Source organism: Arthrobacter sp. NPDC080031, from assembly GCF_040702485.1.
Taxonomy (GTDB): Bacteria; Actinomycetota; Actinomycetes; order Actinomycetales; family Micrococcaceae; genus Arthrobacter.
In genome coordinates, this window is the sequence record NZ_JBFBLA010000018.1 from 22697 (window position 1) to 48544 (window position 25848).

Sequence of the window (25848 nt, forward strand, 5' to 3'; positions counted from 1 at the left end):
ACTCCCGGGCGGCCCCCACGCCGGCGATGCCGGTCTTCGTCAACGTGCGGCCAGGTACTCGGCGACGAGCGCGGCGGCGATGTCCTTCCGGGGTTTGTGGTCCCCATGCGGGTCGGAGAAGTCGATCGTGCCCGACGCCTGCAGCCCCTGCTCGCCGAAGCCGACGTCGGCATCGGCGCGCACGGCCAGCTCCCGGCCAACACTCGGGCGACGGGCGTTCTCCCTCCGGCCTTCCGGCGGTCAGGCCTCGCGGCCGCCCGAGCGCAGGCCGACCATTGGTCGCGGGGATATCGCCACCGGGACGGGTCTGCGGCTTGAACTACTGCCCAGCTGGCCGTCACAGTCTGCGCAGCGAGGGACTGCAACTGCCAAACCGGCGGCGGCCTGTGCGGCGGCCGCCACGTCGGCCGCAGCAGCGGAAACGTTGCCGAGGTGTTCCTCGCGAGCGATGAGGGCGGCGCCGTAGGCACCCGCAATCTGCGGTTCGTCGAGCATTTCGATTGGCAGGCGCAGTGCTTCTGACAGGTAGTGGACCAGCGCGGGGTTTTTGGCGACGCCACCAGTCATTACGACAGGGGATCCCCTCCCCACTTGGGCAACGAGGCCGAGCGTCCGGGAGGCCACGGCCTTGTGAACGGATGCAGCAATATTGGCCTTCGAGGCGCCCTGCGCCAGAAGGGAGATAACTTCGGTTTCGGCGAATGTGGCGCACATGCTGCTCACCTCCAGACTATCGTCCCCGCTCATCGCGAGGCTACCGACCTGGTCGATCGGCACCTCCAGCGCTCGACACAATACGTCGAAAAACCGTCCGGTGCCGCTCGCGCAACGGTCGTTCATCGCGAACCGATCGACGAGACCGTCCTGGTCTACTGCGATGGCCTTGCTGTCCTGGCCGCCGATGTCAATCACGAGTCGAACGCCCGGAGACATTTTCGCGGCGCCGCGCGCATGGCACGTGATCTCCGTGAAGGTCTTGTCCGCAGGCACGAGTTTGCGGCCGTAGCCGGTGCTGATGGTGCGCAAGATGTCCGGCTGGCTGATGCCCGCAGCTGCAAGCGCAGCTTCCATGGCGACACTGACGGCCTGTGTGCTCACGGCACCCATTTGGACGATTTTCGATCCGACCAGCTCGCCGTGGCTGTCGACGACGGCGACCTTCGCGGTCGTGGAGCCCAGGTCGACTCCCATGACGTACCAGTTCATCCTCGTTGCTCCTTCCGAACTCAGACTCAGGTGTGCCCAGGCTGGGGGCATCGACTACACCAGTGCGCGAGCGCGCTGCTGGTCGATGGTCTCGAGCATGGCGACGAGTCCGCTCTCAAGCGACTCGTCCTTATAGAAGGCAGCGTCGGCGACATCCCCCTCAAAGAAGAATGACTTGATTCCACGGTCGCGTTCCGCCGTCTTCGCCAGGATGTGTTGCGGATTCGTCATGGCCCGGCATGTGCGGGTGGAGTGGAACGCAATACCATCGATCCCGAACTCGTCGCATCGCTTGATCAACAGCTCCTCCATGATCTTCAGGCCGTGGTTGATCGGGCAAATCAGGTAGTGCTGAGCCATCCCGAGCAGCGGGCGGTCGAGATCGATCAGCTGCGGCTCCTGCCAGAACGAGTCGTGGGTGTATCGACCCGCGACGACGGCGACATCGTACTCGGCAAACTTTCGAGTCAGCCAGCCGAGCTTGTTCCAGTTCATGATGCCGTCGAAATAGACGCGATACTTTTCGTTGGCGACAGCCGAGATGCGGTTGTCCAGGCGGTACTGGATCTCGTTCTTCACTCCCTGAAAGTAGTCGACGAGCGCCTGGTTGGCCGGCATGAAGTTGATCGGGGCGATGCTCGCCACCCAGTCCCAGTACGTCGCCGGAGTGGGGGCTGCCGCGCACAAAGCCATCGCCTCCAGTCGCAGCTCGGACGCGCGCTTGATGTAGTACATGTTCTCCGACAAGGCGTCCCAGTTGAACGGTTTCTTCGTCTGGTACTCGATGAACTCGATGAGCTTCTTCAGCTGTTCCTCGACATAGAGCGGTGTCTTCTCCCACTCTGAGCCGCGCAGGTAGCCGGCATCCTTCTTGTTGCCCCAGATCATCGGCAGGGAGACGTTGAAGATCGGGAACTCTTTGCCAAAGACCCGGTATGTCATGGCGTCCCACTGCTGGCCGGTCGAGCAGCCGGCGTAGGCGTTGACGAAGAAGTCCGGGGACGGGAGCTTGGCAGCGAGTTCCTCCTGGTCGACCATTCCGACGATGCCGTTCTGCTTTTCGGTGATGCCCTTCTGGGTCATGACAGCGCAGCCGAGGTGCGTACGGGCGTATGAGCAGAGCTCGCCGATGTAGCCGTACTCCGCACCGGCCGCCTGCGCCGGGACTTCCAGATGCATGGCGGCGAGGCGGGCGGAGAAGGCTTCGCCGTGGCACCATTCGAGGCCGGCGGCCTGGAAGATCGGGTTGAGTGCCGTGCCGTTGTACCAGACGACCTTTTTGCCGCGTTCCTTCGCGGTGAAGATGTTCTCCCAATATTCGGCGACCATCTTGCCACCGGTCTTGGTCGAGGAAAGGCGGTTCGACTTGTCGACCAGATCGAGGGTGCGGTCACGGGTGGACAGCAGTTCCAGCGACTCGCGATTCGGGGTATCCAATGACATGTCCGTTGTCCATTTCTAAGCTAAAGTCGGCACTTTGGTCTTGTTGCGGCGAATGCGTTCGACGAAGGTCTCCACGCGCGTGCGGGTGGACTCCTCGGCGAGTCCCTCGTGCTCGGTTTCAATGAGGAGCACCGGAATATCGTGGCCGTCGAGCGACTTCTTGAGCTCGGGGTAGTACAGCATCAACGGCTCGCAGAACTTGGCCATGAGCGTGATGACGCCATCCGATGCACTGTCCTTCAGGCTCTCGATGAGGTAAGTGTCCCAGTCGACATTGCGCTGAACGCGGGTGCCGCACGGGGCTGAGATATTGCGATCGAGGTACCAGAGTGCGAGCGCGTCGAAGGGGTCGACATCCTCGGGAACGTCCGTGGAGACGTAACGCCAGCCGTGGTAGAGGTCGTCGTTTACTACCAGCGCGCCGCACTCCTCGATGACATCGAGCAACTCCGGGCGCGGCGGGGCGCAGAAGTGGCCGGAGAGGTGGACGCGCACGAGCGCGTCGGGCGCGTACTCCTCGGGCACGAGGGCGCCGAGGATGCTCCGCAACAGCGCCGAGTGCTCCTCGATGTCCATGACCATGCTCGATTTCACGAGTGTCTGCATCTGGGATGCCGTAATGCGAACCCGCCCTGACCTGCGCAGCTCATAGAACTCACGGAGCAGCCTGCGGTTCTCATTGAAGAGCCGGATACTCACGGCAAGCGCCTCCGGCGTCACCGTCGTGCCGACGATCTCCTCGACCTCGACGCGCAGCGAGCCAATCTTGTCGATGACCTGGCCCTGGCTCCAAGGGTCGTCCATCGAGCTGATGAATTGGGCGAAGTGCGTCGGGATCTGCGGCTTCGCCCAGCGGATCACGTCGACCGCTCCGAGCAGTTGCACGCAATGATCGGCGAGCACGAAGGCGTCGAAGACGTCCAGTTCCCCGGTCGCGGCCTGGTCGGCGAGGCTGCGGGTGTAGCCGCAGTAGAACTCGGGCAGCAGGCTTCGCCCTTCGGTGATCGCGGTGCGGCTTTCCTGGATGACAACAGGCAGGGCGCCGGTGGCGTGAGTGAGTTCCGATGGGAAGTTCATCGGAAACGACCCGATAACGGACCGACCCGTGCGTGCCTTCCACGACTGCGCGTAGGTGACTGGATCGGCCGCGGCCGCAGCAAGGGCGTCATAAGATACCGAATCGAGATTTTGCATGCCCTCAAGCTACTCGATGTTTCTCATCTTTGGCAATAATGTTCCGCGAAGTGTCGATAATTGCTTACGGTGCTGTCAAACTGGACAAAAGGGCCATCCCCGGCCGCCAACAAGGAGGCGCAATGTCGTTCCGTCGAGCAGGTAAACCCGATTGGATGGAAGAACTATGACGGCCATGTTGGCCGATCTGGTGCGCACGCCGGACTGGTTCAACCAGGCGCTGGCCGTCGAGGCCAGAGCGGCATCGACGGTGGTCGATGGCGCGAAAATCGCCTACCGCACGTGGGGAGAAGGCACACGCTCAGTGATCCTGATTCACGGCGGGGCCGCCCACTCTCGATGGTGGGACCACATCGCGCCGCTGCTCGGCGAAGGCCGCGAGGTCATTGCGTTGGATCTCTCCGGCCACGGCGAGAGCGACTTCCGCGAGTCATACAGCGTGGACCGCTGGGCCGCTGAAGTGCTCGCGGTAGCGGGTCTTGCCTCATCGGCGGCACCCATCCTGATCGGGCACAGCCTGGGTGGTGTGGTGGGACTTCGGGCAGCCATGGCATCCGGCGCCAAGCTCGGCGGGATCATCATTGTGGACTCGCCCCTTGTCCACTTCACGCCGGAAGAGGACGCGGCGGCGGACCGTCTTGCTTTCGGTCCGCCGCGCCTGTATCCAACCCGCGAATCCGTTGTTTCCCGGTTTCGTCCGATTCCAGACCAACTCACGCTCGACTATGTCGCCACCCATGTTGCGAACACCTCGGTTCGCGAGGTGCCCGGCGGGTGGTCGTGGAAATTCGACTTAAAGATCTTCGACCGCGCCCCCCAGTTGCCGGAGCTAATCCCACTGGCGTGCCAGTCGGCGTTCTTCCGGGGTGAAAATGGGCTGGTCGGGACTGACATGGCCGACGAAATCTTCCGCCGGCTCGGCAGCGCCACGCCCATGATTGAGGTGCCCGCTGCCGGCCACCACCCCATGCTCGATCAGCCGCTCGCGCTCGTGGCCGGCCTCCGCACCCTCCTTGCCGCTTGGGAACACCAGCCTACCGCGTGAGGTCAGCGCCTCGGGTATGGAATGAACTGGCGCCCAAAGAGCTCCCGGGCGATAATGATCTTCTGGATTTGCGCCGTGCCATCAGCAATTTCGACGGCGAGCACGTCCCGGAGCCGCTGCTCGAACGGGAACTCACTCGAATAACCAAAATTTCCGTGCAACAGGAGGCACTCGCGGATGGCCTGGCCGGCGTGAAGCGGGCCGTACCACTTCGTCATCGCCGCGAGAGCGGTGTGCGGCCGCTCGACCGTTCGGTGCCAGAGCGCCGAGTAGCAGAGCAGCCGTGCCGCCTCGAGATGAGTCGCATGCTCGGCCAGCGGGAACGACACACCCTCATTTGCGGCGAGGGGCGAACCAAACGCCGTTCGGCTTGACACGTACTCCACGGTCTCGTCGATTGATGCCTGAGCGGTGGCGATTCCGGTAAGTGCGAGCAGCGGCCGGGTGAAGTCGAACCCGCCGAGTAGCTGTCGGAAGGCAGCGCCCTCATCGCCCAGGAGAGCATCGGCCGGGATCTCGACATTGTCCAGATGCAGCACCCCGCGGCCGAGGGGCAGCCAGCCGGTGTCGGCGATCGCCGATTTTTCGATGCCAGCGGCATCCAGCGGGACCAGGAATGCAGAAGCACCGACCGGCTCTCCGTCCCGGACCGTTTTCGCGACGATGATGATTGCCTCGGCGTTTGCCAGCATCGTCACAGAGGTCTTCTCACCGGAGATCACGTATCCGCCGGGAGTCGCGGTCGCGGTGGTTCGGATGTCTCCGACATCCGAACCGACCTCCGGCTCCGTGAGGCCCAAGGCGACGTAGGTTTCACCTTCGACCATTCTTTTCAGGTACGTCTCCCTGATGCGCAGGCTGCCGTGTCGCGAGATAAGGGCGCTCATGAGCATTACGGGGATGGCCGCGTTGGCGAGATTGAAGTCGGCGTACGCGAGCTCTTCGACAACCAGCCCTACGGCGACGTAGTCCTCCCTCTCGAGAGGGTTGTGGTCACTCCCCGCGAGCAGTCCGAAGATTCCCAGTACGGCGATTTCGCGGTGGAGTGGCCACGGGAACGTTTCCGACTTCGCCCGTGCGAGGTAACCGGCACTGAGCCGGGTGCGTGCGTAGGCGCGCACCGCATCGCGGATTGCCAGCTGGTCATCGGTAAGGCCGAATTCCATTGAGTCTCCTTTGTTTAACGGGGCGCCTGTTTAAGAGGGCGTCAGTTGCGGCGATTTCGCACTCCGCCGACGACCAGTTATTGGTCTGATCATTGTAAGGTTAATACCATGAATGAGACGCATGAAGAAGTTATCCGCCAGCGAGAGGCGGTCGCAAATCTCGGATCCGCGCTGCGCGAAGTGATTGTTGCCCAGGCCGCCAACGAGGTGTCGCCGGAGAATCTGGCAGAGGCTGCGCGTCTTGCCCGTAGGATCACGTCACTGGTTTCCGGCAACGCGCGGGGACTTTCCCAGGTCGCGTCGGTCGACTCGCTGCCGGACGCCATCCGCTATTTCAGCCCGGTGACAGGCCTTGGCAACCCAATGTCACCGCCTCTCGTCTTTGCATACGAAGGCGAGTCGGTCGTCGTTCGCACCACCCTCGACCGCCGGTTCGAGGGACCCCCAGGGTTCGTGCACGGCGGCGTCACCAGCCTCTTGCTCGACGAGGTGCTCGGTCAGGCCGGCACCCAGGCGGGCCGCTGGGGCATGACGGCGTTCCTCAACGTCACTTACCGCCATGCCCTGCCGCTCGACACCGAGCTCGAACTCACGTCACACATCGACTGGACGGAGGGCCGCAAGACGCACGTCCGGGGCGCGATCGCGCTCGCATCAGATCCGTCCGTCCCGCACGTCGAGGCAGAGGCGCTCTTTATCGAGCCGCGCCAGGAGAAGCAGGAGCGGTACTTCGGGGATCTTAGAGACCTCGGCGGCGTCCCGCAGTCGGGCCGGCACGGCGGAACTTCACCACTGCGCGTCTAATCTTCCGGCGTACACGGCGTCGGGATATGCATTCAGCACGGACTGCTTCATCGGCACGGGCGCCCGGGGTGCTTGAGGCAATGCGACCGCTTATGCGACACTAAAACGTACCGAGTCAACTAATGTGTCGACTATTGAGTACGATCCCCTCCACGGAAAAGAGATCCCCATGCCCACCACCGCGCCGCTCGTTCGCAGCTACGAAGAATCCGCCGTCCTGATTGCCGGCGGAACGTCGGGTATCGGGCTGGCCTCAGCCATACAGTTCCTGGGCGCGGGAGTTCGGCGCATTGGGCTCATGGCCCGCGACGAGGCCCGAGGGCAGGCTGCCAAGTCACTGCTGCTGGGTCTGCAGCCCGATGCCCAGGTGGAGTTTCTTGCCGCCGACGCTGACGATTTCCACCAGGTCGCCGAAACCGTCGAAGTTATGCACTCGCGCCTCGGCGGGATCGATGTCGCGGTCAGTTCGGTCGCGGCCTCGTACCGCCCCGAGTTGCTTCACAACACCCCGATCGAGGATCTGTCGTCGATCCTGACCCGCCAGGCGCTGCCCCCGATGTATCTCACCCGGTCAGTTTTGCCGTTTATGCGGGTGCAAGGTGGGGGCAGCATCATCAATGTTGCCTCGGACGCGGCGAAGGTCGCCACACCGGGCGAGTCCGTCCTCGGAGCAGGCATGGCGGCCATCGTCATGTTCTCTCGAACGGCGGCGATCGAGGGCAAACGCAATGGCATCAGGGTAAACGCCGTGACACCTTCGCTGGTCGCGGGAACGATTACCGCGGAGCGGGTGCTGTCGGATGGGTTCAGCAAGAAACTCTTTGAAAATGCCGCGAAGCAGGCCCACCTGGGTGTCGCAGAGCCGGAGGACCTGGCCGCGCTCATCGTTTTTCTTGGCGGCCCAGGCGCGTCACGGCTGACCGGACAGGCGATCAGCGTAAACGGCGGGATCTCGGCCGCCTGACTGACGTGGTCGCTCTCACCGTGGATCACGGCAGGAAGTAGACCGCCGCTGCCATAAGACGGAAACCGGATGGAGCAAGAATCATTCAATTCTCTCGCTCGTAAATGGTTGAACTATTGAACGATTGGTCCTAATGTGATGAATGGGTCCACTTTGTTGCCCTGCCTGTAGTACTTACTCGACCTGCGAAGAAGGAGCGTCGATGAACACCTCCGTTGCACCACTTGTGATGTCCTACTGGCCCAAGGAGTCAAGCTCAGGAGTGCGGGACATTACACTCCCCGATCTGCTCAGGGGCGCGGCTGAGGCGGCGCCGGAGCGCCTTGCCCTCGTTGACGGCGTCGCCGATCCAGCCCTGCGGCGGCACTGGACTTACCGCGAGTTTCTCGCCGAGACTGAGGCTGCTGCCCGCGGGCTGCTCGCCCGCTTTGAGCCCGGCGACCGCATAGCCATCTGGGCGCCGAACAGCGCCGAGTGGGTCATCCTTCAGCAGGCCGTAGCAATGGCCGGCATGATCGTCGTCGCGATCAATCCCGCCTATCGGGCCAAGGAACTTGGGTACGTCCTCAGCCAGTCCGGCGCCGTGGGCCTGTTCCTTGTCGAGTCATACCGCGGAGCGGACATGCGGGAGATTGTCGCATCCGTAGGCTCCGAAACTCCCGCACTGCGTGACCTGATCTCCTTCGACGAATGGGCGGCCTTTCTCGCCTCCGGGGATCCTGAGCGCTCGTTCCCCGAAGTTGCGCCTACTGACCCGGTTCAAATCCAGTACACGTCGGGAACCACAGGCTTCCCGAAGGGTGCACTCCTGCACCACAAGGGCATAGTGAACGAGGCGGCGTTCGTCGGCGAGCGCGCGGGCATGAGTGACGGCGACGTGTGCATTAACGCAATGCCGATGTACCACATCGGCGGCGGCGCGGTCACCGAGCTCTCCACGATCTCCTGGCACGGCACGTACGTGGTGATGCCAAACTTCGATCCGGGCCTGACACTGGAGCTGTTCGAGACCTATCGCGGCACGCACGCGCTGATGGTTCCGACGATGCTCATCGCTGTGCTCGATCATCCCGACTTCGCGGCGCGCGACAAGTCATCCATCAAGACCATGATGTCTGGCGCGGCCGCAGTGGCCGAACAGCTTGTACATCGGGTAACCAGCCATTTCGGTTGTCAGGTCAGCATCCTGTTCGGGCAGACCGAGATGCATGGCGTCATCAGCCAGACCCGAGTGACTGACAGTGCCGTCGACCAGGCCGCAACAGTGGGACAGCCGCTTCCGGAACTCGACGTGAAAATCGTGCATCCGGATACCGGGGAAATCGTTGCTACCGGTGAGCAGGGCGAGATCTGCTGCAGGGGTTACCAAAACATGTTGGCCTACTACGAGATGCCGGAGGAGACTGCCAACACGATCGACGCGGACGGCTGGCTGCACATGGGGGATATCGGCACAATGGATGAACGCGGTTTTATCCGTGTTACGGGCCGCGTCAAGGACATGATCATTCGAGGTGGCATCAACGTTTATCCACGAGAGATCGAGGACCTTCTGTTCGACCACCCCGCGATCGCCGAAGCCGTGGTCCTCGGCATCCCGGATGAAAAGTGGGGTGAGCAAGTCGGCGCCATCGTCCGCCTTCGCGAGGGTGTCACACCGCCCGACCCGAAGCAATTGCGCGCCTGGTGCCGCGAGCGGATCTCCGCACACAAGGCCCCCACGCATTGGTTCTTCACCAACGCTTTCCCGCTGACGCCGTCGGGCAAGATCCAGAAATTCGTGCTGCGGGATCAGATCGACGCGGGCGAGCTGGCTGCCGTCCCCTCGATGGAAGCAGCCTCGCCGATCTAGGCGTGACAGGCTTCAGCTGGATGCGGCGTTAATCTCCGACCAGCGTGCGTGGACTTGGGGCGCCCATGACCGCCGGAGATCCTGCAGGTGCGACGTGACTCGTCGCCCGATCCAATCCGGAAGGAGCGCCTCGGGCAGTTGCGGGTCAGCGAACGGCAACCGCTGCAGTTCTGACAGGACGCGGATGTGCGTAAACAGGGTATCGTCCCCCGGCGCCGGCGTCGGATTCCTGAATTGCGCTCCGACCTCCCTGTACCGCTCAGCGAGTGCCTCAAGATCCCAGCCGCGCCGAATGATCATCTCTTCCGAAAGGCCGATCGAATCGGTCCTTCCGAGAAATGAGATCGTTGAGTCGGTGAGCCCAAGGTCGTCGATCAAGGCATTCACCTGTTCACGCCGCTCACTGTGCGGGGTCAACCATAAACCGGCTGTCGGATTGCCGAATCCCGCCCATTCGAGACCGCTGTATAGCCGCTTGCGGCTGGCCCGGAGGGACAGCGGCACCGTCACCAGGAGAATCAGCCAGTTGCGGTCCCATTCGAGAAACGGATCACTGAGCGCCTCCACCCGGCGTGAACCCGTTTCGAACACCTGGGCCAGTTGGGCCGACACCGACCATGCCACCTCGCGCCCAAATTTGACTGGTTCGATCCAGCCGGAATCCGCACCCCGCACAATAGCCTGGCGGGCCGTGCGCTCCTCGATTCCGAGCCCATTCATCACGTAGAGGAGGGACGACGTCCAGGCCCGCTGCTTCGTTGGCGAGACCAGCTCGCCGAGGATGGTGAGCAGCACCGACCTCGCACTGCCCGGGGTGAGGTCGGCGTGACCCCCCTTGCGGTCTCGTTCTCCAGGATTTCCAGTCGAGACCGGCTGGGGTTGGGTCACCATGATTCCCATCCTATAGGGAGTTTCGGGGCCCTCAGATTGCCAGACACCCCACGCCGGCCCTCACTCGGGCGCACCGGGCATGGGGCGGGCGGCGAATCCCGGATGCAGTTCGCCATCCGCTGCACCCGTGATCGGACCCCGCTTCATTTAATATCGGACCTTTATAGCGGTCTGACCAATTGTGTGTAACACTCATAGGTGAAGTGAGGCGTCCGCCACCTCCCCAGGTGGTCGGCCCACCTCCCTCAGCTCACGATCGGATCAACCCAGAGAGCGAACATGTCAACGATGACATTGACCGAATCTTATTGGCCAGAAGACACGTCCGTGCCCATGCTGGCGTCCACCACCGGCGGGCTGCTCCGCAGCATTGCCGCAGAGGTGCCGGATCGCGTGGCCCTCATCGAGGGCACCGCCGACCCGGCCGCCCGCAGATCGTGGACCTACGCCGAACTCCTCGCTGAGGCAGAACACATGGCCCGCGCCATGCTGCAGCATTTCTCGCCCGGTGACAGAATCGCCATCTGGGCCCCGAACGGGGCCGAGTGGGTGATCCTCCAGCAAGCAGCCGGGCTCGCCGGGCTCGTACTCGTCACGGTCAACCCTGCCTACCGCAAATATGAACTGGAGTACGTGCTGCGGCAGTCGGAAACTGCAGGCATCTTCCATGCCCGCGAATACCGCGGTCACGACTTGGCCGCCGCCGTCGCAGCCGTCCGGGATGACCTGCCGGAGTTGAGGCTGGCGGTGTGCATCGATGACTTGGATACGTTCACTGCGACGGTCGACAAGGCCGCTCCGCTACCGGACGTCCAGCTCTACGATCCCTCCCAAATCCAGTACACCTCCGGCACTACCGGCAAGCCTAAGGGCGCCGTGCTACATCACCTCGGAGTGGTCAACGCCTCCCGCTTTGTCACCGGGGGTGCAGGCGTCGAGGACGGGGCTGTCTGGGTCTCGGCCATGCCGATGTTCCACATCGGAGGGTCCCTGACGGAGATCGGAACCTTCGCCCACCGCGGGACGTACATTGTGGTGCCGGCCTTCGACCCTGGGCTCATGCTGGAGCTCTTCGAAACCTACCGCGCCACTACCAGCCTCCTGGTTCCCACGATGCTCCATGCCATGCTCGAGCACCCGGACAGCCACACGCGCGATGTCTCGGCGCTGACCACGGTGATGTCGGGGGCTTCGTTTGTCCCCGCACGGCTCGTCGAGCAGACCAAGGAACGCTTCGGCTGCAGGTTCAGCATCGTGTTCGGACAAACCGAACTACACGGTGTTATCTGCCAGACCAAGCTGACAGATTCTGCTGAGGACCAGTCACTGACGATCGGCAGCCCCCTGCCAAATGTCGAAGTCAAGATCATCGATCCCGCATCCGGGGACATCCTGCCCATAGGCGAAAGCGGTGAGATCTGCGCCCGGGGCTATCAGACGATGCTGCGCTATCACAACATGCCCGAACAATCGGCGGCCACGATGCAGGACGATGGGTGGCTGCACAGCGGTGACCTTGGATCGATGGACGGGCGCGGCTACCTGAAGATCACCGGCAGGATCAAAGACATGATTATCCGGGGCGGCGAGAACATCTACCCCCGCGAGATCGAGGACCTCATCCTCTCCCACCCTGCCGTCGCCGAGGTCGCCGTCGTCGGGATCCACGACGAAAAATGGGGTGAACTTGTCTGCGCCGTCATCCGCCCTGTTGATTCGAACGACCCGCCCGGCGTCGACGCCCTGCGGGAGCTGTGCCTGACGCATCTGGCCAAACACAAGGCCCCCGCCCGTTGGTACTACGTCGACGAACTGCCCGCCACACCGACGGGCAAGATACAGAAATTCAAGCTGCGCGACGGGATCGTCGCCGGTGAGCAGTCCGTACGGCAGCTCAGCGAAAAGCAGAATTCACTCCTAGCCAACACCAAGGTGGACTCATGAACGCGCCCCTGACCAACCGTTACACCCGCCTGGTCGGCATCGACCACCCGGTGGTGCAGGAGGGCCTCGGCCCCTACCGCACCCCCAAGCTGGCCGCCGCCGTTTCAAACGCCGGCGGCCTGGGCACGGTCAGCATGCCCGGCATGCCCGTCGACATCCAGGAGGGTGCCCGGACCTTCCGTGCGCACATCGAGGAAGCCTCGGCACTGACCGACAGGGTCTTTGCCGTGAACATTCCAGTGGGCGTGGACTCCCACGGAAAGGTCCTGGAATTCACCGACGTCTACATCCGCACTGTCCTTGAGATGCGCGAAAAGGATCCGGCCCTGGCGCGGAAGCTTCGGGTCATGACGACTTCCGCAGGCTTCCCTGGCGACTACATCGGGGCGATCAAGGACGCCGGCATGATCCACCAGCACAAGGTTGGTTCCACCCGCCAGGCGGTGAAATCGGAAGAAGCCGGCGTGGACGTCATCATCGCCGCGGGATTCGAGATGGGCGGGCACGCGCCCGCCGCGGGCGTGCACACCTACGTGCTCGTGCCCACAATCGTCGAGGCAGTCTCCGTCCCCGTTTTGCTGACAGGCGGCGCCCGCAACGGCCGCAGTCTGGCGTCAGCGCTGGCCATGGGAGCGGAAGGCGTGGCGATGGGCACCCGGTTCATTCTGACCCACGAGAACTCGGACTGGCACCCTTCCTATATCCAGGCACTCCTGGATGCCAAGGAGGGTGACGATGTGGCCTTTGACGGCGTTTACGGCCCCTGTCGTGGGCTGCGAAACACCGCCTCCCTGGAGCTGCTAAAGGCCCAGAATGCGCCCGACGCCGATCCCGTGGCCCTGACCCGGCACAAGATCGAGTCGATGCAGCGCGCTCAGACTACCGGTGACACTGAGAACAGCCTCGTGTTGACGGGCCAGATCGCCGGGGCGATCAACGATCTGGTCAGCGTCGCCGAGTTCGTGCCGCGCATCGCGGAGGAAGCCGCAGATATCCTGCAGAGCCTGGCTGCCTCGATCCGCGTGCCGGCGCCGGCATAGAACCGGCCACGCCAGCTGCGAAGGACGTCGCGCCCCACGAGGGCGGGACGTCCTTCGCTTTGCGAAAGCAAACTGTTCCCGGCACGTCCGTGGACGCAGGAGGGGGGTCAGCGAGCCGCCAAATACTCGACGACGATCTCGTCGGCGATGTCCTGGAGCGGGGCGATGCGGTCGACACTTCCCACGCCCTGCCCGGCGGCGAAGATGTTTTTCCAAGGCTTATGCTCTCCGTGCGGATCCGAGAAGTCGATCTTGCCCGACGCCTGCAGCGCCGCGTCGCCGAAGCCGACGTCGGCCAGCGATTCATCGAGCCAGCTGCACATCACGCCCGTGACGGCCTTGGTCGCAGTGACGTCGTCGACCCCGGCCCGGACCAGCATCTGCCGGTATTTGTCGTTGGCGAGGGACTCCTCGGCGCCGATGAACCTCGTTCCCATATAGGCCAGGTCCGCTCCCAGAGCCTCGACGGCACGGACGCCCCGCCCGGTGGAAACGGCCCCGCCAACAACAAGCGTCCCGTCGAAAAACGACCGGACCTCATCGACAAACGCGAACGGCGACAACCGCCCGGTGTGGCCACCGGCCCCATGGCACACGAGGACCAGGCCGTCGGCACCGGCGTCGGCCGCTTTCCGCGCATGCTCCACCGACATCACGTCAGCGTAGACGGCGCCCCCGTAGCCGTGGACCGCGTCGAGCACCCGGCGGGGGGACCCCAGCGCCGTGATCACCACGTCCGGGCGGTACTCCGTCATCAGCCCCAGTTCGGCCTCGAACCGGTCATAGGTAGGGTGCACAATCTGGCTGACGGCCCACTGGGGCCGCGGCAGGCCCGAGAGGCCCTCCCGGATCCGGTCGAGCCACTGCACCAAGTCAGCGTAGGTTCGCGCGTTCTGTGTAGGGAACGACCCGGCAAGCCCTGCCCGGCAGCTGGCCACAACCAGTTCGGGACCGGAGACCAGAAACATCGGCGCGACGATGGCCGGGGCCCGCAGCCCGCGGGGGTCGATGCCGGACGGGCCAGCGAGTGATTGCACGGCCAGGGTTTCCGCAGTCTCGGTCATGTGCCGGTCCTCTCTTCGGGGGGCGATCGAATCCAGAAGTAATCTTCGCCATAGTATTGATAACGATCGTTCACAGCCGTATGTTTGTCAATGGTAGGGCCAATTAGCCGCCAGGGCCCAGGCCGTCCAGCAGGACGGCAGAGCCGGCATAACGAGGAGAAACAATGCCTTCAATCGACAGTTTCACTGATATCACCTACACGGTCGACAACGGCCTTGCCTGGATCACCATCAACCGGCCGGAACGCTACAACTCCTTCCGCGCCCGAACCGTCGACGAGCTGATCATGGCCTTCAAGACCGCGTGGGGCTCGGACAAGGTGGGCGTGATCGCCCTGACCGGCGCCGGCGAGAAGGCCTTCTGCACCGGAGGTGACCAGAAGCAGCGCATGGAAACGGGAGACTACGGCCCTTCCGACAGCGGCCTTTTTGAGATCGATTCCCTGCACCGTGTCATCCGTGACACCCCCAAACCAGTCATCGCCGCGGTGAATGGCTTTGCGATTGGCGGCGGCCACGTACTCCACTTGCTGTGCGACCTGACGATCGCAGTGGAGAACGCCCGTTTCGGGCAGAACGGGCCGCGCGTGGGGTCCTTCGACGCCGGCTTCGGCACCGGGCTCATGGCACGCGCGATCGGCGAAAAGCGCGCCCGCGAGATTTGGTTCCTGTGCCGGCAGTACAGCGCAGAACAGGCCGTTGAGTGGGGACTGGCCAACAAGGTCGTCCCTGCCGGGCAACTCCAGCAGGAAGTCCGCGAGTGGGCCGACGAAATCCTCAAGCTGTCCCCCACCTCGTTGAAGGTCCTGAAGCAGTCGTTCAACGCCGACACCGAACACTTCGCCGGCATCGGGCAGATGGCGTACTCCAGCCTGAAGCTCTTCGGTGACACCGAGGAGGCCAATGAGGGCATCACCGCCTTCAACGAAAAGCGCGCCCCCGAATTCTCGAACTACCGGGGCAACTGAGATGGAACTTTCAGCCGAACAGCACCAGTTCGCCGAAACCATCCGCACGTTTTGCGCCCAGGAACTCGGAACTCTCGCGCAGCGGGATGCAGTCACGGCGGGCGGAACGCTTTCGAACAGTCCGCAGGTGCTGGCCAGGTTGGCTGAGCTGGGCTGGCTGGGCGTCTCCTTGCCGGAGGAATATGGCGGGGGCGGGGCGGGTTTCGTGGACGAGTGCGTCTTCCTTGAGGAGACCTCCCGGGGGCTCGCCCCGATTACCGGGTATTCAACGGGGCTCACCGCTGCACAGACATACCTCAAATGGGGATCTGAACTGCAGAAGAAAACCATCGTCTCGAACCTGGCCGCGGGTAGGCTCGAGGCCATCTCGCTGAGTGAACCAGGAGCCGGATCGGACCTCGGCGGCGTGAAGGTTAAGTCCGTTCGGGATGGCGACGAATATGTCATCAATGGCCAGAAGACCTGGTGTTCCGCCGCCCATGTCGCCGAACACCTGCTGGTCCTCACCCGGGAGGACAACTCCGGGACCAAGCACCAAGGACTCACCCTCCTGATGGTTCCCACGGAAACGCCCGGCCTGGACATCCGGGAAATCGAAACCATGGAACCCCACACCGTCAACGACGTGTTCTTCACGGACGTTCGCGTCCCCGCCTCGAACGTGGTCGGTGAGGCCAAGAATGCCTGGAAGCAGCTGATGCGCGGGCTAAGCGTGGAGCGGGTCATCATTGCGGCGATGAGCCTTGGGTCGGCCCAGCGGTCCCTGGATGACGCCATCGCCTACATCAGCGAACGTGAGCAATTTGGCCGCAAGATCAGCAGCTTCCAGGCCTTGCGCCACCGGATCGCCGACCTCGCGACGGATGTCGCCTTCGCGCGCTCCTTCGTCTATGACGTAGCCCACCGCATTGACGAGGGCCTGGAGGACTCCTTGGCCCAAGAAAGCGCGATGGCCAAGATGCGCTGCACTGAAATCGCCAAGAACACCGCCCTGGAGGCCATGCAAATGATGGGGGGCTACGGCTATGCCCGTGAGTACGGCATGGAGGCCCAGGTGCGTAAGTCCCTGGCGCCGCCCATCTATGGCGGTACCAATGAGATCCAACGGGAAATCATCGCCAAGAGCCTGCTTTAGTCCGGCCCTACTATTTTCACTGAGGAAAGAGGACCCATGTCCATCCCCGCACGTTCCCCCTTTTCATCCGACGCCCTGGCGGGTAAACGCATCCTGATCACCGGCGGTGGAACCGGGCTCGGCCGCGGAGTGGCCCGCCACCTGATAAACCATGGCGCAGAAGTCCATCTCTGGGGACGGCGCGAAGCCGTCCTGCGGGAAGCGGCCGAGGAAGCCTCGAGCGATCACCCGGGCCGCGCGCATTTCCAGACGGTGGATGTGAAGGACTACGATCAGGTCGACGCCGCCATGGACGAAATCTGGGCGCTGCATGGACCGCTCACTGGCGTCATCAACAATGCTGCGGCCAATTTCATCGCACAGACCAAGGACCTGAGCCCGCGTGGCTTTGATGCGGTGGCCAGTACCGTCATGAACGGCTCGTTCCATACGACCCACGCTGCCGGTAAGCGGTGGATCGCGGAGGGGCTGCCCGGCAGTGTGCTCTCCACGCTGACCACCTGGATCTGGACCGGCTCGGCGTACGTTGTCCTCTCTGCCATGGCCAAGGCGGCCGTCCACGCGATGACCATGTCCCTGGCCGTTGAGTGGGCCAAGTACGGCATCCGCCTCAATGCCCTCGCCCCCGGCCCGATTCCCACCGACTATGCCTGGGAAATGCTGAACCCGACGGAGAGAAGCGCCGCGGGCGCAACACAGCAGGACCAGGTGCCCGCCGGCCGGATGGGGACCATTGAGGAGCTCGCCCACTTGACCATCTTCATGATGTCCGATGCATGCGACTACCTGACCGGACAGACCATTGCGATGGACGGCGGCCAGATGCTTGCCGGGCCCGGGACCTTCGCTGGACTGAACTCTATGACGGATGCGGACTGGGCCGAAGCCCGTCTCAAGAGCAAGGCGGCCACGGCGGTCACCAAGGCACAGCGGTCGGTCTAGCCGTGTCGCGCCTACCCACTGACGAGATGACAGGGCCGGCGGCCCGGACACCGGTCCTGATTGCCCCACGAGGCCACCCGGAGGAGCTGTTCCGGCTCCAGTCCTTGCGTTTGCAGGACGAGCAGGCCATGTGCTCCATGGTGACCGGGGAGTGGCTGGCGGATGAGTGGGGCCGGCCGCTTTCCGGAGCAGTGGGTGTCCTTATGGACTGCGTGTTGGCCAACGCAGCAAGGCTGCACCGGCCGGCGGGCAAGGGGTGCGTCACCACGGAACTGGGACTGGACTTCTTCCGGCCGCTCCCCATGGACGGGTCCACGGTCTTCGCGGCGGCAACCTCGCCCCATGGCGACGGCTGGGGAGGATTCGCCGAGGGTCAGGTCCAGGACGAAACCGGCGCCACTCTGCTTCACGGGACTTCATGGCTGAAACTCGTGGATGAGGTTCCGACGTCGACTGCCCTGCCGGACGGGTTGGGGGCGGCCCGCGGGCATTCCCTCAAGGAACTTCTTGCCGGCAGGGTGTGTTCTGAGCTTGTTATTCGGGATCGGGGTCGAACACACGCTGGCTCGGGTCAGCGCCGGAGGGTCGGTTTGTAGACGTAGGAAGCGCTGCGCGTATGCGCGAACTCGAAAATTCCCACCCCGGCGATGCCATCCCAGTCAAACGATGCAAGCCGGTCCGTCAGGGCCGAATCCAGCGTCTTGGGGGTCACTGAACCGTCCAGCGGGTAGACGTCGTACTCGACATGGTCCCTGCCCAGCTGCTGTCCGTGGTGGTCGCCGTAGCCGCCGCCAGCCATGTAGCCGCCGCCCGCGGACGCATCCGCAGCAATGTCATAGGTCTGCCCGGAAGCCGTCCGGACACGCACCATTCCGCTCTTGAGGTCGAGTTGGTCGTCGAAGACCAGGTCATGGCTGACGTCGATGATGTCGTCAAGGGTGCCGTCCTCATGCATCACGGCCCCATCCAGCAGCAGTCGTCCGCCCTGCCGGTTCTCTACCAGCAGGAATCCAACCGAGCGGTCCGGGAACTGCGCCTGGTACCAGATGTGCAGCCCCTGTCCGCCCTTCATGGTCCTGACTCCGCGTGAACGGTCCCGCTGCCCGTACCACCCGGCGGCGTCCAACGTCTCACCGTCGATCGTGACGGTGCCTTCATAGCGCCCGGACTGAAAGAGGTGGTCGAAGGTCGCTGTGGCCTCACCCTCCGTCGCCACGCCCACCTCGCCCGACCACGCCGGCGTCCGCGCATGCCAGATGAGGTCGAGTTCGACGCCGGACTCGTTCGGCCCAAGTTGCACGGCCCAGGTCTTGTTCGGCTCCACCGTCTGCCAGGACATCGGTCCGGCGCTGCTGCCGTCGGTGGCGCTGAGTTCGGTGGAGAAACGCAGATTGCGCTGTTCGGTTCCGGTAACGACAACGACAAAGCCGTCCACGACGTCCTTGGGCGGGTAGATGCCCAGGCCCATCACAATCGAAGGCGCCGTCGCGTCCGCCGCGTGCGCGTTGAACATGAACCTGTCAAAGAATCGGTCCGGTACTCCGGTGACGTCCGGGGCCACCAGATGGTCGTGGAAGTCCTGCCGCATATCCGTCTCTTGCTTCACGGTGCCGTCTCCTGCCATAGGGGGATCAAATGGTTTCCGGAACGCTCAGGCCAGCGGTCCGATACGCCTCTTCGAGAAATGCGTGGACCAGCGCGGGGTCCGCGTAGTAGGGGTCGCCGATGCCTTCCAGCACCCTGCGGCGGCTGTATTCATAGAGGACGGCCAGCTTCCACAGCGCCATGGCCGTGTACCAGTCCAGCTGGGCCGGCTCCCTGCCGGTCTTCTCCGCGTAGCGGCAGGCGAGCTCGTGCCGGGTGGGGTAGCCGTCTTCGAGCATAGCAACGCCCAGGTCTTCGGTGGGGGTCCGCGGCTGTCCGGCCTCGGGAATCGAGGAGAGGAAATATCCGACGTCGAACAGCGGATCACCCAGTGTGGCCAGCTCCCAGTCCAGCACGGCCTCGATGCGGCCCGGTGCATCCGATGCCACGACGACGTTGCCGATGCGGAAGTCGTTGTGGATGAGTGAGGCGCCGGATTCGGCGGGAACATTGGCCTTCAACCAGGCCTCGATCCCCGCGAACTGCGCTGGCGGGTTCCCGTCGGCGTCGGCGATGAGCCTGCCCATCCGGCGCAGGTGGCGTTCGTTGAACCCCTCCGCACGTCCGATGTCTGCCAGCCCGACTGCCTCCACGTCGACCGAGTGCAGCACCGCAAGCGTGTCGATGAGTGATTCAGCTATTTGCCGGCGCCCCGGCGGCGTATCGAGTGGTGCCGGGGTCGAGGTGGTCACCACGTGGCCGGTCGCGAAACCCATCACGTAGAACGCGACGTCCAGGACCTCGCCCGCCTGGGCTGTGGCAAGCACCGGCGGCACCGGGACCCCGGTACCGTGCAGTGCTCCGATGATGCGCGCTTCTCGCAGCATGTCGTTTGCACCTGGCGGGATGGGAGGGGGCGGGGGCCGGCGGACCACCGCCTGCCGTTCCCCGTCGGTCACCAGATAGGTGAGGTTCGAATGCCCGTCGCCAATGCGCCTGGCCTTCACGTTGCGCCCCATGATTCCGCGCGACTCCAGAAATCGCCCCAAGGCGTCCAGCGTGTCAGGTGTCCAGTCCCAGGCCATGATCCTCCGTCACCGCCCCGTGAACACGGGTTCACGCTTTTCCTTGAAGGCCGCGAGGGCTTCGGGCATGTCTTCTGTTCGGGACATCAGCGCCTGGCCGCGGTTCTCCAGTTCCAGGGCAGCGGCGTAGGAGGTGATTTCCTGGTTGCGCTGGATGGCGCGCTTGGACATGCGCACACCGCCGGGTGAGTTCGAGGCGATCAACGTGGCCATGGCGAGGGCCTCGTCGAGGAGGCCCTCGGAGGGCACTACCCGGTTGACCAGCCCGATGGCAGCGGCTTCCTCGGCATCGACCAGGCGGCCGGTGTATCCGATCTCCGCGGCCTTCGCCGGCCCGATGATCCGGGTCAGGTTGTAGGAGGTTCCCAGCTCACCGATCGACAGGCCCACCTTGACGAACGCGGCACTGAACTTGGCGGTCGGGGCCGCGAGCCGGATGTCGGCGGCCAGCGCCAGCGCGAGGCCGCCCCCCGTGGCCGCACCATGGATTGCGGCAATCACAGGGAACGGCAGGTGCCGCAGCGCCTGGATTCCGCCGGTGGCCGTCTCCTGGAACTTCAGGAACTGACGCACACCCATGGTGGTGATGACGTCGATCTCATCCAAGTCGAAGCCGGCGCAGAACGCCCGCTCCCCCGTGGAGGTGAGAATCAGGGCCCGGGCGCCGCTGTCGCGCAGGGCCATGGCCGCCGTGTTGTATTCGGTGAACATCTTCACGGTTTGTGAATTCATCCGCTCGGGACGGTTCATCCGCAGGACGGCGATGTCCCCGGGCAATGCCTCCAGGGTCAGGGTTTCCATATCTGGAATGTCAAGGTTCATGGTGTTCCTTCAGTTCTGTGGTGTGCGGCGACGGCTCACGCGCCGGTGAAGATCGGGGAGCGCTTTTCCTTTAGAGCCGCCAGCGCCTCGGACATGTCACTGGTGCGGGACAACAGGGCCTGCCCGCGGTTCTCGAGCTCCAGGGCGGCGGCGTAGGAGGAGACTTCCATGTTCGCTTGCAGCGCGCGCTTGGAAAGCTGGACGCCGCCGGGTGAGTTCGCGACGATGGCTTCCGCGGCACGGAGCGCGTCCTCGAGCAGGTCCTCGGGTGCGCTGACACTGTTGACCAGCCTCAGGGCTGCCGCTTCCTGCGCGCCGACCATGCGGCCGGTGAAGCAGATCTCGCTCGTTGCCGCGGGGCCGATGAGCCGGGTCAGCAACCAGGAGGTGCCCAAGTCACCGGCGGAGAGCCCGATTTTCACGAAGGCTGCGTTGAACTTGGCCTGCGTTGAGGCGACCCGGAAGTCGGCGGCGAGCGAGAGGGACAGGCCGCCCCCGGCAGCGGCTCCATTGACGGCTGCGATGAGCGGAACCCGCATGGAACGCAGGGCCAGCAGGGCCCGGGCGGCGAGCTCCTGCTGGTCCAGCATGCCCAAGGCGCCCAGGCCGGGGAGGCCATCGGCGTCGGCGAGATCGAAGCCTGCGCAGAACGCCTTGCCGGCGCCGGTCAGGACCACCACCCGCAGATCATCGTCGTCATTGAGTTCCAGGGCCGCCTGCTCCAGTTCACGGAACATGGTGTTGGTCATGGCGTTGTAGCGCTCCGGCCGGTTCAGCGTCATGAGGACGATCCCGGTCCGGACCTCCTCGAGAGTGAAGGTTTCGTAGCTTGTCTCGGTGCAAATCATTGTGTCTCCTTGCCGTGCGGCGATGCCGTGGATGCTGTCGTACCCGTGCGCGTTGCTATGGTCATGTCGTATGGGTCGGTTCCCTCGCGTCCTGGCGGATAGCCCCGGCCTCGGTCCACTGGCGTACCCGCCCCTCGGGAAGGCGCCAGTCGAGCAGTGTCTCGCGGGTGTGTTCACCGGGAAGCGGCGGGGGCGCGTCCACGGCAGCTGGCGTGCGGCTGAACCGTGGCGCGGGGGCCGGTTGCGTGATCCCCTCGACTTCGACGAAGGCGTCGCGGGCCACCGCATGGGGATCGACGATGGCTTCCTCGATGGTGAGCACCGGGGACAGGCAGGCGCTCTTGCCCTCGACGGCGGCCATCCAGGCGTCGCGCGTGCGTGTCCGGATCGCACCGGCGATGACGCCCTTGAGCTCCGGCCACCGTGTCTGGTCGTACTGGTCGGGCAGTGCTGCCGGGTTCAGGCTGAGCACCTCGAGCAGGTCTGTGTAGAAGTGGGGCTCCAGGCTCCCCACGGCCACCCATTTGCCGTCCAGGGTCTCGTATGCGTCGTAGAATGGCGCGCCGCTGTCGACGAGGTTGGTCCCGCGCTCCGCGTTCCAGTCCCCGGTCTGCGCGAAGCCGAAGAAGGCTGCCCCCAGGGTCGCCGCACCGTCCACCATGGCGGCGTCGATGACCTGCCCCTCGCCCGACACTCGCACTTCCCACAGGGCAGCGAGAATGCCCAGGGCAAGGATCATCCCTCCGCCCCCGAAGTCCCCCACGAGGCTCAGTGGCGGCGTAGGGGGCTGGCCGTGGCGACCGAGCAGGGACAGGACGCCGCTCTGGGCGACGTAGTTGATGTCATGGCCCACGGTCTGGGATAGCGGCCCGTCCTGGCCGAACCCCGTCATTCTTCCGTAGATCAGACGGGGATTCCGTTCCAGGCAGGCCTCGGGGCCGATTCCGAGACGTTCCATGACTCCCGGACGGAATCCCTCGATCAGCGCATCCGCGCCCGCCACCAGGCCGAGCACTACCTCACGCCCCTCCGGGTGCTGCAGGTCCACGGCAACGGATCTGCGTCCCCGGTTGAGGATCTCAAGGCGGAAATCGAGGTTCGGGCCGGGAAGCGATGCACCTTGCGCCCGGTCAATGCGGATCACGTCGGCCCCCAGATCGGCCAACAGCATGGCACAAAAGGGCCCCGGGCCCATGGACCCGATCTCCACCGGCCAGCGGGCCTGTAAACGATCGTTCCATGATGCCGTGTTGCTCCTTCGCCCGGTCCTATATCGCGTCCACGTCCAAGCCCTGAGGGGCCCGTGATTCCCGCCGCCGAAGCCTGCGGGATATCGCCTGTCTAGGCGAAAGTCGGCTTTCGCTTCTCGATGAAGGCACTCAGACCCTCGGCCGCCTCGCCATGCTGGAACAGCCCCTGTTCCTGCGCCACCTCGAAGCGTGCACCCTCGCCGAACGGCAGGTCGAACGCCGCGTTGACGGCGCGGGCGCCGGCCAGTTGCGCCGGCAGCGAGGCCCCGGCGAGTTCTGCCGCCAGGGCGAGGGCTGCGTCCAGTGCGTTGCCGTCGGTCAGGCGGTCCACCAGGCCGATGGAGCGGGCTTCTTCGGCCGGGACCTGTCGCGCAGTGAGGATGATGTCCACGGCCCGGCCCCGGCCAACCAGTCGCGGAAGCCGCTGGGTGCCCCCGGCGCCGGGGATCAATCCGATCTTGACCTCGGGCAGGCCGTACCGCGCGTTCGGTCCGGAGACGCGGAAGGTGCAGGCCATCGCCAGTTCGAGTCCACCACCGAGCGCCAGTCCGTCCACTGCGGCGATGGAGAGCCACGGTGAGCTTTCCAGCCGGTCATTGACGTGGCGCATGGCATCGCCGTAGGCGGTGAAGGAGTCGGCGTCAATGGTGGAGAGGTGCTTGATGTCTGCGCCGGCCGCGAAGAAGCCCTCCACTGCGGAGCGGATGATCATGACCTTGATGTTTCCGGCCTCTTCGGCGGCCTGGCACGCAGCCTCGAGACCATCGAGGATCACTGGCCCCAGTGCATTAGCCGGCCCCCGGTCCATAGTAACGAGCATGGTTCCCTCGTCCACCGTCTCCCAGGAGACCACTTGCACGTTCTGCTTCTGCACGGTCATGGTTTACTCGTACCTTTCCTCATTTGGTAAGACCATATACTCGAATTGTGTTGGGCGATAGTGCCCGTGGCATTCGTTACGCGCGTCGCGGGAACCGCGCAAAGTCGGGCTCCCGCTTCGCCTTGAACGCCTCGCGGCCCTCGGCGGCTTCTTCGGTGCCGTAGAATAGCAGGTTGGCGTCATGCGCCAACTGCTGGATTCCGGCGAACCCGTCTTCCGCGGCGTGGAAGCTGGCCTTCATCAAACGCAACGCGAACGGTGAGAGCTGCAGCATCTCCCGGCACCAGCGCACGGTCTCCGCCTCCAGTTCCGCCAGCGGCACCACGGTGTTCACCAGCCCCATCTGCAGCGCCTGGGACGCGTCGTACTGGCGGCAGAGGAACCAGATCTCCTTGGCCTTGCGCGCCCCGACCAGCTCGGTCAGCAGCGAAGCCCCGAACCCACCATCGAATGAACCCACGCGGGGCCCGACCTGGCCAAAGCGGGCGTTGTCCGCAGCGACTGCCAGGTCACAGACCAGCTGAAGGACGTGGCCACCGCCGATGGCCCATCCGGCCACCATGGCGACGATGGGTTTGGGCATTCTGCGCATCTGGACGTGCAGGTCGGTGACGTGGAAGCGCCCGGTGGCGCCGGCATCGGTCTTGTACCCGCTCTCTCCGCGGACGCGCTGGTCCCCGCCCGAGCAGAATGCCTCATCGCCTTCGCCGGTGAGGATGATAACCCCGACCGCTTCGTCCTCGCGGGCCTCCACCAGGGCCTCGGAGATCTCGATCAGCGTCTGCGGCCGGAAGGCATTGTGCACCTCGGGGCGGCAAATGGTGATCTTGGCGATCCCGTCGGCCGTGGTTTCGTAGCGGATGTCTTCATACTGCCCGGTGGCGTGCCACTCGGTTACTGGTGCGTCGCTCATTCTTTTCTCCAGCCCCTCCTAGGACATCGTCAGGCCGCCGCTGACGGACAGCGTCTGGCCGGTCACGAAGCCCGCGGCATCGGAAGCGAAGAAGACGACGGCCGGACCGATGTCCTCCGGCGTGCCGAGGCGCTTCATCGGTACTGCGCGGGTCATGCCGGCAATCACCTTGTCCGCGTCATCGCCCGCGCCGTCGGCGAATTTGCGCAGCGCGGGGGTGTCGGTCGGGCCGGGGCATACCACGTTCGCGGTGATTCCCTTCGTGGCGACTTCACGGGCCAGCGTCTTGGTGAAGGCGATGATGCCGCCCTTGGCACCGGAATACACGGCCTCGAGCGAGGAGCCTACCCGACCGGCATCAGAGCCGATATTGATGATGCGGCCGTGGCCACGCTCGATCATGCCCGGTACGACCGCATGGATGACCCGCAGCGCGCCCTTGAAGTTCAGGTCCAGGATTTTCTCCCAGAAGTCCTCGGTGGTCTCGACGAACGGCATGAAGTCGTCCCACCCGGCGTTGTTGACTACGACCTCGATCGGCCCCAGCTGGGCCTCGACGGAGGCGATCGCTGCCTTCACGGCAGCCGTCTTCGTCACGTCGATCTGGACCGCGATGGCCGTTCCGCCGTTGTTGCGTATTTCCTGGGCCGTCTTCTCGGCGACCTCGAGGTTCAGGTCCGCGATGGCCACTCGAAAGCCGGCCTGCCCCAGGGATGTGACGATGCCCTTGCCGATGCCCTGGGCACCGCCGGTCACCAGTGCTACTCGATTGCTCATGTTCTGACTCCTTTTCGATTCGTGTGGTGTT

At 64.4% G+C, this 25848-nt stretch carries 25 protein-coding genes; 10 read left to right on the top strand and 15 right to left on the bottom strand.

Going from position 1 to position 25848, the window contains the following annotated elements:
* Positions 1-39: 39 nt before the first annotated feature.
* Genes AB0323_RS15590 through AB0323_RS15605 form a run of 4 tightly spaced genes read right to left on the bottom strand, consistent with a single transcriptional unit; the run spans position 40 to position 3843 of the window.
* Positions 40-183 carry a hypothetical protein gene (locus AB0323_RS15590; RefSeq protein ID WP_366178123.1) on the bottom strand — a complete coding sequence of 48 codons (144 nt, stop codon included), beginning with the start codon at positions 181-183 and terminating at the stop codon, positions 40-42.
* Between the two features lie 57 nt (positions 184-240).
* Positions 241-1206: an acyl-CoA dehydratase activase gene (locus AB0323_RS15595; protein WP_366178124.1), complete on the bottom strand. Its 966-nt coding sequence runs from the start codon at positions 1204-1206 to the stop codon at positions 241-243.
* 54 nt (positions 1207-1260) lie between these two features.
* Positions 1261-2649: a 2-hydroxyacyl-CoA dehydratase family protein gene (locus tag AB0323_RS15600; RefSeq protein ID WP_366178125.1), complete on the bottom strand. Its 1389-nt coding sequence runs from the start codon at positions 2647-2649 to the stop codon at positions 1261-1263.
* A gap of 15 nt (positions 2650-2664) precedes the next feature.
* Positions 2665-3843, bottom strand: coding sequence for a 2-hydroxyacyl-CoA dehydratase family protein (locus tag AB0323_RS15605; protein WP_366178126.1), 1179 nt, complete (start codon positions 3841-3843; stop codon positions 2665-2667).
* 166 nt (positions 3844-4009) lie between these two features.
* Here AB0323_RS15605 and AB0323_RS15610 point away from each other — a divergent pair, with 166 nt between their 5' ends.
* On the top strand, positions 4010-4888 hold the full coding sequence (locus AB0323_RS15610) for an alpha/beta hydrolase (protein WP_366178127.1): 879 nt from the start codon (positions 4010-4012) through the stop codon (positions 4886-4888).
* Positions 4889-4890: 2 nt separating this feature from the next.
* On the opposite strand, the gene AB0323_RS15615 is transcribed toward AB0323_RS15610, so the two are convergent.
* Entirely contained in the window at positions 4891-6054 is a 1164-nt protein-coding gene (locus tag AB0323_RS15615) for an acyl-CoA dehydrogenase (protein WP_366178128.1), read from the bottom strand.
* A 108-nt stretch (positions 6055-6162) separates the two neighbouring features.
* On the opposite strand from AB0323_RS15615, the gene AB0323_RS15620 reads away from it, so the two are divergent.
* The 3 genes from AB0323_RS15620 (at position 6163) to AB0323_RS15630 (ending at position 9674) form a co-directional block, all read left to right on the top strand.
* Positions 6163-6858 (top strand): PaaI family thioesterase, encoded by a 696-nt coding sequence (locus AB0323_RS15620; RefSeq protein ID WP_366178129.1) that lies wholly within the window; start codon positions 6163-6165, stop codon positions 6856-6858.
* A 169-nt stretch (positions 6859-7027) separates the two neighbouring features.
* Positions 7028-7822, top strand: a complete 795-nt coding sequence (locus tag AB0323_RS15625; RefSeq protein ID WP_366178130.1) for an SDR family oxidoreductase — start codon at positions 7028-7030, stop codon at positions 7820-7822.
* A 202-nt stretch (positions 7823-8024) separates the two neighbouring features.
* Positions 8025-9674 carry an AMP-binding protein gene (locus AB0323_RS15630; protein ID WP_366178131.1) on the top strand — a complete coding sequence of 550 codons (1650 nt, stop codon included), beginning with the start codon at positions 8025-8027 and terminating at the stop codon, positions 9672-9674.
* A gap of 12 nt (positions 9675-9686) precedes the next feature.
* Here the strand turns inward: AB0323_RS15630 and AB0323_RS15635 are convergent, their stop codons facing one another.
* Positions 9687-10565, bottom strand: coding sequence for a PaaX family transcriptional regulator C-terminal domain-containing protein (locus tag AB0323_RS15635; RefSeq protein ID WP_366178132.1), 879 nt, complete (start codon positions 10563-10565; stop codon positions 9687-9689).
* Positions 10566-10844: 279 nt separating this feature from the next.
* Between AB0323_RS15635 and AB0323_RS15640 the strand changes: the two genes are divergently transcribed.
* The gene (locus tag AB0323_RS15640) at positions 10845-12509 is read left to right on the top strand and encodes an AMP-binding protein (protein WP_366178133.1); all 1665 of its coding nucleotides are present in this window, start codon (positions 10845-10847) and stop codon (positions 12507-12509) included.
* The gene (locus tag AB0323_RS15645; protein WP_366178134.1) at positions 12506-13549 is read left to right on the top strand and encodes a nitronate monooxygenase family protein; all 1044 of its coding nucleotides are present in this window, start codon (positions 12506-12508) and stop codon (positions 13547-13549) included. The genes AB0323_RS15640 and AB0323_RS15645 overlap by 4 nt, the downstream gene beginning before the upstream one ends.
* Before the next feature lie 107 nt (positions 13550-13656).
* Here the strand turns inward: AB0323_RS15645 and AB0323_RS15650 are convergent, their stop codons facing one another.
* Positions 13657-14613, bottom strand: coding sequence for a nitronate monooxygenase (locus AB0323_RS15650; protein WP_366178135.1), 957 nt, complete (start codon positions 14611-14613; stop codon positions 13657-13659).
* Positions 14614-14777: 164 nt separating this feature from the next.
* On the opposite strand from AB0323_RS15650, the gene AB0323_RS15655 reads away from it, so the two are divergent.
* From AB0323_RS15655 to AB0323_RS15670, 4 genes are read left to right on the top strand one after another with little or no spacing between them, the layout of a single operon-like run.
* Positions 14778-15581 (top strand): enoyl-CoA hydratase-related protein, encoded by an 804-nt coding sequence (locus tag AB0323_RS15655; protein ID WP_366178136.1) that lies wholly within the window; start codon positions 14778-14780, stop codon positions 15579-15581.
* Between the two features lies 1 nt (position 15582).
* The gene (locus AB0323_RS15660) at positions 15583-16716 is read left to right on the top strand and encodes an acyl-CoA dehydrogenase family protein (RefSeq protein ID WP_366178137.1); all 1134 of its coding nucleotides are present in this window, start codon (positions 15583-15585) and stop codon (positions 16714-16716) included.
* A 36-nt stretch (positions 16717-16752) separates the two neighbouring features.
* Positions 16753-17658 (top strand): SDR family oxidoreductase, encoded by a 906-nt coding sequence (locus tag AB0323_RS15665; protein ID WP_366178138.1) that lies wholly within the window; start codon positions 16753-16755, stop codon positions 17656-17658.
* 26 nt (positions 17659-17684) lie between these two features.
* Positions 17685-18254: a hypothetical protein gene (locus tag AB0323_RS15670; protein ID WP_366178139.1), complete on the top strand. Its 570-nt coding sequence runs from the start codon at positions 17685-17687 to the stop codon at positions 18252-18254.
* Here the strand turns inward: AB0323_RS15670 and AB0323_RS15675 are convergent.
* From AB0323_RS15675 to AB0323_RS15710, 8 genes are all read right to left on the bottom strand, one after another.
* On the bottom strand, positions 18230-19264 hold the full coding sequence (locus tag AB0323_RS15675; protein WP_366178140.1) for a hypothetical protein: 1035 nt from the start codon (positions 19262-19264) through the stop codon (positions 18230-18232). The two genes, AB0323_RS15670 and AB0323_RS15675, sit on opposite strands and share 25 nt — an antisense overlap.
* 25 nt (positions 19265-19289) lie before the next feature.
* On the bottom strand, positions 19290-20327 hold the full coding sequence (locus tag AB0323_RS15680) for a phosphotransferase family protein (RefSeq protein ID WP_366178141.1): 1038 nt from the start codon (positions 20325-20327) through the stop codon (positions 19290-19292).
* 9 nt (positions 20328-20336) lie between these two features.
* Positions 20337-21149 (bottom strand): enoyl-CoA hydratase-related protein, encoded by an 813-nt coding sequence (locus AB0323_RS15685; RefSeq protein ID WP_366178142.1) that lies wholly within the window; start codon positions 21147-21149, stop codon positions 20337-20339.
* Positions 21150-21184: 35 nt separating this feature from the next.
* The gene (locus tag AB0323_RS15690) at positions 21185-21997 is read right to left on the bottom strand and encodes an enoyl-CoA hydratase-related protein (protein WP_366178143.1); all 813 of its coding nucleotides are present in this window, start codon (positions 21995-21997) and stop codon (positions 21185-21187) included.
* 61 nt (positions 21998-22058) lie between these two features.
* Positions 22059-23207 (bottom strand): CaiB/BaiF CoA-transferase family protein, encoded by a 1149-nt coding sequence (locus tag AB0323_RS15695; RefSeq protein WP_366178144.1) that lies wholly within the window; start codon positions 23205-23207, stop codon positions 22059-22061.
* Positions 23208-23338: 131 nt separating this feature from the next.
* Entirely contained in the window at positions 23339-24127 is a 789-nt protein-coding gene (locus AB0323_RS15700; RefSeq protein ID WP_366178145.1) for an enoyl-CoA hydratase-related protein, read from the bottom strand.
* Between the two features lie 76 nt (positions 24128-24203).
* The gene (gene menB / locus AB0323_RS15705) at positions 24204-25040 is read right to left on the bottom strand and encodes a 1,4-dihydroxy-2-naphthoyl-CoA synthase (protein WP_366178146.1); all 837 of its coding nucleotides are present in this window, start codon (positions 25038-25040) and stop codon (positions 24204-24206) included.
* Between the two features lie 18 nt (positions 25041-25058).
* Complete coding sequence (locus AB0323_RS15710; protein ID WP_366178147.1) at positions 25059-25817, bottom strand: SDR family NAD(P)-dependent oxidoreductase; 759 nt, start codon at positions 25815-25817, stop codon at positions 25059-25061.
* Positions 25818-25848 lie beyond the last annotated feature (31 nt).

Bases quoted from the DNA above. Each gene is read 5' to 3' on its own strand.
- AB0323_RS15595 (WP_366178124.1), bottom strand. From the start codon at position 1,206: ATGAACTGGTACGTCATGGGAGTCGACCTGGGCTCCACGACCGCGAAG.
- AB0323_RS15600 (WP_366178125.1), bottom strand. From the start codon at position 2,649: ATGTCATTGGATACCCCGAATCGCGAGTCGCTGGAACTGCTGTCCACC.
- AB0323_RS15605 (WP_366178126.1), bottom strand. From the start codon at position 3,843: ATGCAAAATCTCGATTCGGTATCTTATGACGCCCTTGCTGCGGCCGCG.
- AB0323_RS15610 (WP_366178127.1), top strand. From the start codon at position 4,010: ATGACGGCCATGTTGGCCGATCTGGTGCGCACGCCGGACTGGTTCAAC.
- AB0323_RS15615 (WP_366178128.1), bottom strand. From the start codon at position 6,054: ATGGAATTCGGCCTTACCGATGACCAGCTGGCAATCCGCGATGCGGTG.
- AB0323_RS15620 (WP_366178129.1), top strand. From the start codon at position 6,163: ATGAATGAGACGCATGAAGAAGTTATCCGCCAGCGAGAGGCGGTCGCA.
- AB0323_RS15625 (WP_366178130.1), top strand. From the start codon at position 7,028: ATGCCCACCACCGCGCCGCTCGTTCGCAGCTACGAAGAATCCGCCGTC.
- AB0323_RS15630 (WP_366178131.1), top strand. From the start codon at position 8,025: ATGAACACCTCCGTTGCACCACTTGTGATGTCCTACTGGCCCAAGGAG.
- AB0323_RS15635 (WP_366178132.1), bottom strand. From the start codon at position 10,565: ATGGTGACCCAACCCCAGCCGGTCTCGACTGGAAATCCTGGAGAACGA.
- AB0323_RS15640 (WP_366178133.1), top strand. From the start codon at position 10,845: ATGTCAACGATGACATTGACCGAATCTTATTGGCCAGAAGACACGTCC.
- AB0323_RS15645 (WP_366178134.1), top strand. From the start codon at position 12,506: ATGAACGCGCCCCTGACCAACCGTTACACCCGCCTGGTCGGCATCGAC.
- AB0323_RS15650 (WP_366178135.1), bottom strand. From the start codon at position 14,613: ATGACCGAGACTGCGGAAACCCTGGCCGTGCAATCACTCGCTGGCCCG.
- AB0323_RS15655 (WP_366178136.1), top strand. From the start codon at position 14,778: ATGCCTTCAATCGACAGTTTCACTGATATCACCTACACGGTCGACAAC.
- AB0323_RS15660 (WP_366178137.1), top strand. From the start codon at position 15,583: ATGGAACTTTCAGCCGAACAGCACCAGTTCGCCGAAACCATCCGCACG.
- AB0323_RS15665 (WP_366178138.1), top strand. From the start codon at position 16,753: ATGTCCATCCCCGCACGTTCCCCCTTTTCATCCGACGCCCTGGCGGGT.
- AB0323_RS15670 (WP_366178139.1), top strand. From the start codon at position 17,685: ATGACAGGGCCGGCGGCCCGGACACCGGTCCTGATTGCCCCACGAGGC.
- AB0323_RS15680 (WP_366178141.1), bottom strand. From the start codon at position 20,327: ATGGCCTGGGACTGGACACCTGACACGCTGGACGCCTTGGGGCGATTT.
- AB0323_RS15685 (WP_366178142.1), bottom strand. From the start codon at position 21,149: ATGAACCTTGACATTCCAGATATGGAAACCCTGACCCTGGAGGCATTG.
- AB0323_RS15690 (WP_366178143.1), bottom strand. From the start codon at position 21,997: ATGATTTGCACCGAGACAAGCTACGAAACCTTCACTCTCGAGGAGGTC.
- AB0323_RS15700 (WP_366178145.1), bottom strand. From the start codon at position 24,127: ATGACCGTGCAGAAGCAGAACGTGCAAGTGGTCTCCTGGGAGACGGTG.
- menB (WP_366178146.1), bottom strand. From the start codon at position 25,040: ATGAGCGACGCACCAGTAACCGAGTGGCACGCCACCGGGCAGTATGAA.
- AB0323_RS15710 (WP_366178147.1), bottom strand. From the start codon at position 25,817: ATGAGCAATCGAGTAGCACTGGTGACCGGCGGTGCCCAGGGCATCGGC.